5 protein-coding genes and 1 tRNA gene are annotated in these 6,000 nt (G+C 31.3%); all 6 read right to left on the bottom strand.

Annotated elements, in window-relative coordinates; all coding sequences use genetic code 11:
* Positions 1 to 127: 127 nt before the first annotated feature.
* Positions 128 to 1,159: a DUF3871 family protein gene (locus tag BOW55_RS16895; RefSeq protein ID WP_129025181.1), complete on the bottom strand. Its 1,032-nt coding sequence runs from the start codon at positions 1,157 to 1,159 to the stop codon at positions 128 to 130.
* Complete coding sequence (locus BOW55_RS16890) at positions 1,140 to 2,003, bottom strand: AAA family ATPase (RefSeq protein WP_129025179.1); 864 nt, start codon at positions 2,001 to 2,003, stop codon at positions 1,140 to 1,142. Before BOW55_RS16890 ends, BOW55_RS16895 begins: the two co-directional genes overlap by 20 nt.
* Before the next feature lie 124 nt (positions 2,004 to 2,127).
* Entirely contained in the window at positions 2,128 to 3,471 is a 1,344-nt protein-coding gene (locus BOW55_RS16885; RefSeq protein ID WP_129025177.1) for a DUF3987 domain-containing protein, read from the bottom strand.
* A gap of 121 nt (positions 3,472 to 3,592) precedes the next feature.
* On the bottom strand, positions 3,593 to 4,387 hold the full coding sequence (locus BOW55_RS16880; RefSeq protein ID WP_129025175.1) for a hypothetical protein: 795 nt from the start codon (positions 4,385 to 4,387) through the stop codon (positions 3,593 to 3,595).
* A gap of 79 nt (positions 4,388 to 4,466) precedes the next feature.
* Positions 4,467 to 5,684, bottom strand: coding sequence for a site-specific integrase (locus BOW55_RS16875; protein WP_129025173.1), 1,218 nt, complete (start codon positions 5,682 to 5,684; stop codon positions 4,467 to 4,469).
* Between the two features lie 179 nt (positions 5,685 to 5,863).
* Positions 5,864 to 5,940 (bottom strand) — tRNA-Ile (locus BOW55_RS16870).
* Between the last annotated feature and the right edge of the window lie 60 nt (positions 5,941 to 6,000).

The following is a 6,000-nucleotide window of genomic DNA, read 5'->3' as shown; positions in this document are numbered from 1 at the left end:
ATTTAAAAAAATTTCAATTTCAATTATTATTGAAGGTTTAGTCATTTTGAGAATTTTACAAATCAAATATATGTTAATTTGGTTACAAAAAATAAAAAAACTCTGCCTGTTATAAACAGGCAGAGTTTTAACTCAAAAACCAATGATAGCTATTATTATTTAGTGTTTTTACAATGTCTTTCGTGAAATCAAAGGCATTTACATTCCTATCTAAAAATGTATCAATATAACTACTCTTATTAGCCTTTGTGAACAGGTTATACATATTCCATAGATTCAAATCTCCATCAGAGTTTCTTCCAAAGTTTTCATCTTCATAATAGTCCTTAGCCACAACATTGAGCTGTCCATCATTAAAATTCAATGCTGGAATATTAATCTTGTCTTTCTTCGGTAGATACTGATAAAGCTTACTTCTTCCTATTAAAGTTGCGAATTGATGCTCAGTAAGAGAACAATCTGAAAGTTCTTTCATTTGTACTAAATGCTTTTCAGCATTATAATTTTGAAGAATCTCCATAATTTTTGACTGTAATTCCACATAACTAGTTACTCTCATTTCTTCTGCAAAACCATCTGTACTTACGCATAAATTGCAACAAACTTTTACCTGAAACCCAATAAAAAACTTAAACTTCTCAAAAGATTTCTTACTGTATAAATTCTCAAGATTATAACTTCGAACCCCACCTATTACCAAGCTCATTTCATTACCATTAATTATTTCTGTTATACTAGGAATTCTTATAATGAAAGCCATTCTCTCAAAATACTGAGTTCTCTCGTGATCTAGTAAATCTTTTGCTTGCTTTTGTATTGCTTCGGGGATTCTTCCTTTTATTTCATGGGAAACCCTTATTTCAGGTTTATCAAAAACATGATTAGGAAAAGCTCTACTTGTACATCCTTGAACAATTTCTATAAACTCTTGATGCGCAATTGTCCTTTCATTGTCCTTTGAAAAGACTGGTATTACACAATGATTCTTTAAGTAACTTAAATTCACTTCCATTGTATTTGCTTCAATAAATGGCTTCGGGAGATACAATACACTAGAAGAAATAATATTATCATTCCCTTGTAGAACTCTACTTTGAGGAATTACAGATTTTATTTGTAATTCCCTCTCTTGGCTAATTTCAAAGATGCTTGTGTCCATTTGAACTAAAATTTTGTTGGTTAGTTAATCCTTCTAAATGTATTTTCTTATCAGTGAATTGTGTTTTTAATGTTTGCTGATAAGATGGATTTTCATTGTACAGCTTTGTTAACTCGGAAACAGATAATACACTTTCTATTTTATCCAGCATTTCTTTGATAGAGGCTGGTTTTACGTTACACCAATCTAAAATTCGCTTACCTGTTGCTGTTGTAATAACAAATTCCGGTTTATTAGCAAATAAGGAAGTTCTGTCCTTACTCGCTCGTACTAAATGGTTATCATTAATTAGTTCAAAATTGACTGTTAACTCGTACTCAAATCCCTCACGTGTTATTTCTTTCGTTCCGTGCTTTACGACTCTAGATTTGCCATTTTCTGATTCCATACTGTAATCAATTTTTCTTCTTACTGTTGTAATTATATGGCAACTAGAATTTAAGATCTTATCAATAAATGCCTGATGTCTTGGTGTAATAATTGCCCAATCTTGAAATCTACCTCCAAGTTTCTCATGTATTTCCAAACAACCTCCCGTACCATTCCACTCATGAGAGATCGAATCCACTACAACCACAGAGATATTGGCTTTTTCACACATCTCAATGGCTTGTATGTATCTTTCAGGAGAATATGGTGCTGACAAATCAATGACATTGAAATTGCCTAAATCTGAATATAAAGATGCAGAAGAGTTTTCTGTATCAATAACTGCTATTTTGCTCCAATCATTAGTCATTCCGTAGGCTAATAAAAGTGCTGATTTGGTTTTTCCAAACCCTGAAGCTCCACTAATTCCTAAGCGTAGCTTTACTTGTTTTCTTTCGGATTGTTTTAATTGCATAATTTTAATCTTTAAAATTGTTAATATTAAATTGAATGTTTTTTCATAAAAAAAGCAGATACCTCACGATATCTGCTTGAATTGATTTACTGCAGAGTTTGCAAAGTCTGCAATTATTGTTGTTCTATTTTAATGCTCTTTTTTTATATTGACCATATGCTACTTTGTCTAAGACTTTTTGTCTTTCCCATCTCTTTAATATTTCATCAAATGTTCTTTCAGGAATGGATAATGTATTTGCAAGTTCTAAACCTTTACTTCTTTTAAATTCGTTTGGCAATTGATTTAATAGATTTCTTTCTGCCATTGTCAATGAGACAGCATTTTTATCATACTTATCAAAGATCAAAAGCGAATGATCAATCAAGTTCTTAACCATTGATAGGCTGATTTTCAGATCCTCATCTGTAACATCTAAGGTTATCTTCTCAGGAACAGTAATTCTTTCTTTGTTTCTTAATATCGTTAAGATCATACATATCCTGAAACAGATTAATCCAAATCTTTTAATTACTGATAAAAAATCTATTTTGTTATTTCCTAAAATGATATTTAAAGCTATCTCCATTTTCTCTTGAAATCTATCCCAATGATCTTCTGTTAGAGTTATTTCTACACCTTTACTTTGCTTTAACTTTTCATGGATCTCAAGAATTAACTTTGCTTGCTCCTCAAAAAAATCATCGTAATTAATCCTATGTGCTTTAGGTGACACATCCTTCCAGCCACTTACCTCATCAAAGTCATAAAAAATAAATCTGCTAAATAATCCATTCTCTTTAGTCTCGATTAATGGCTTTACCTGATCTGGTGTCCCAGATATAACAATAGATAATTTTGGCTTTTTAATTTCTATAAATCTGTCATCACTTTGCCTACTAAGTGATAAAGTTTCATGTTGAAAAGATTTTCTAAGCAAATCTGAAAAATTACCCCAATCTTGTTTTAACATATTTGAAAGAGAGTCTGCCTCCGTTTCAAAAATCAACAAACTATCGTTTGCCTCTTCCAAATGGCTATACAACTTTGACGAACTAGTATTTGCAGGAACTATTTTTAATTGTGATTTTGGTTTTTCTCCCCTAGTTCTTTCTTCAGACTGTTTCCATCTAATTTTGTTTGCATTACTTTCTCTAAGCAGTTTTTCATGTATCGGCTCCACTAATTTTTTTGACCAATTCATTGTTCCTTTTCCAGAAGCTGCAGGAGCAACAATAAAGACATAAAGATTACTATTAAAAGTCCTTCCATCATAAACCCCATAAACATTTGGAAGAACAGAGCTTATTACTCCTATTGACGACAAGAGTAAAACATCTCTTTCTCTGCCTTCAAATTTTTCTGTAATTGTTTTTAATGGTTCTGGCAAGTTTTCAAACACCTCATCTGGCATCTTTTTATTTAAACTTACCAATTGCGCAGAAGATGACGAACCCTCAGAATCTGCTTGTTTTGAATCTAAATTCATATATTTTGTTTTTTTATTTACAATGAGACTATCCCATTGTTTCGGCAACAAAATTACGTCGAATGTAGAAGGCAATTTGAAACAGAAAAAAACAAAAACAGAGGCTTTTTTGTTTCAAAAACTAAACATGAAATATGCTTGGTCTATTTGCGAGATAATGCCTGAAATTTTTGATATCTATCGATTTTAGAGTACCAGAAATATCATCATACAATAACTCTCGTGTTTGACTATTATTAGTTGGAACTTGGAAGATGTGAAAAAATGCCCCAATAAATCTTAGTATATCAGAATCTTTAGAAAATTTTGATTCTATATTATCATATAACGCACGTGCATAATCAGTTTTTATTTTTTCTCCTAACTTAGAAAGTTTTACCCGATTAGTCATTGAAAGTATTTCAATTTTTCGTTCTTCAAAATTTTCTTTGTTTATACCATAACCTAAACAAATAGCTTCATATAAATCCCGTAAAACAAAAAAATTATTAACTGTTGTAATACCACTAAACAAAAATTTAAAAGAAAGAGAATGCAAATCTTTATGATTTTCTGCAAAAAGAAACTTTTCTAAAACATCAAAAAGCGCTTCATAACTTTCTTTCTCCAAATCAAAATCTTTTACCAAATCATCATCTTCATAGATTGTTAAAGCTGAATTCCACTGAACCTGTAAAGCACACCCAATGGTAATAAATTGTTCTAATGATATATCTAAATGATTTAATGCTAATAAATCCACGAGTAACTTCTTATTAAACGTTGGTATTTCAGTAGTTTGATAATGTTTGAAAAATGGCTTTACTATTGAATCAATTTCTGTCGGTAAGTCGCGAAAATTTAATTCACATTCTTCTATTGTTCTAGTGCTATATTGACTATCATCAGCAAAGTTTTTCCATTTATACAAGGTCATAAAATCACGTTTAAAGTAATTACTTGCAAGGTCTGCAAAATCTGCAAACCTTGCAAACTTTGCAAAACCTTCAAACTACCTAATCCAACATATTTAGTTTTCTAGACAAAAGTCCCATATGCTCACTCACTTTTTTCTGTACAACTTTTGCATAGTATTCTTGTGTAACAGTAACTTTTGAATGCCCCAAGAGCTCACTCACAATTTCCATAGGCACATCATTGTATAAAAGTACTGTAGTCGCAAAAGTTTTTCTTGCGGTATGATGTGTTAGCCTCTTTTCAATACCTAAAACCTCAGCAATTTCTTTAAGATAAGAGTTAAACTTCTGATTACTAATCCTAGGCAATATAAATGGAGAGTTTTCAGAACAATACCTCTCTATTGTGCTAGTAGCTTTGGATAATATTGGGACAGAGACTAGCTTTTTTGTTTTCTCTCTATTTATTTTAATCCATTTATGACCATCAAAACCTATTACAATGTGTTTATGTTCAAGTTTTGACATTTCATTAAATGCCAAGCCTGTATAACAGCAAAAAACAAACATGTCCTTAACTTGCTGAAGTCTTTGTTGAGCAAATTGATGTTTTTCAAGCTTGTCTAATTCTTCAGGGGTTAAGAAAACAATTTCTTTCTTTGATCTCTTAACTTTGTACATCAAAAATGGTTCTTTCTCCAAATGATCTTCTGAAATAGCAATTCTCACTATTCTTCTAAATCTTTGAATTGTTTTGTTTATAGTAGCCTGACTCAGATTTTTCTCGGTTTTAAGAAAGAACTCATAATCAAGAAGAAATTTCAGATTAAGATCTGCAAATTCATAGTCTGTCTTCTTAAACTGATATTTCAAAAAGGCTTTCAACAGCTCTCGTGCTTGCCTAAACTTCCATAAGGTGCCTATCACATAATCTTTGCCTACTAATTTCTCCATTTTATTATTATGCTCCTGAAACAGTACCAAAATAGTTTTGTTCGATTTTACATTTTCTCCCCTATACTGTAGATAAATATCTTCGACATCAAAGGTATCTTGTTGAACTTGTAGAAATAAAAAAGCCTGATTAATTTTATTCTTAATCAGACTTTTTTGAGTATTTATGTAATTATTCTCTTCATTGGGTGGCTTAGCTAATTGCTCATCATTAAACCAACATTCAGGTTTTATAAACAATCCTGTTGAAAATGGTTTTCTTTTACCACTAAATGTGATTCTGCATTTTACAGGACATTTACCCTGTTTGTTTGTTTTTACCTTATCCAATAAAAACAAAATTGATATTTTATTGATTTTCATAATAGTAATAATTTAAAAGTGGGGTACCTATTTTAATTTTTGGGATACCTAAAAGAATGCCTTTTTTTAGGCTTGTCTCTATTGAAGTGATATGAGAAAAGAGTACGAAGTTCTGCACCCCTTGAGTTTACTGCAAAAAAAAGTCCAGACAATCATTTTGAAAGTCTGGACGAGTAAGCTGGTGGTCCCACCTGGGCTCGAACCAGGGACCACCTGATTATGAGTCAGGTGCTCTAACCAGCTGAGCTATAGGACCGGTTTAGAGGATGCAATATTACTACTATTTTTCATTCACTCCAAATATTTTAAGACATGA

The organism is Flavobacterium sp. YO12 (genome assembly GCF_004119495.1).
Classification (GTDB): domain Bacteria; phylum Bacteroidota; class Bacteroidia; order Flavobacteriales; family Flavobacteriaceae; genus Flavobacterium.
Note: the sequence above shows the minus strand (reverse complement) of the source record. Positions and strands in the feature narration are given on the sequence as shown.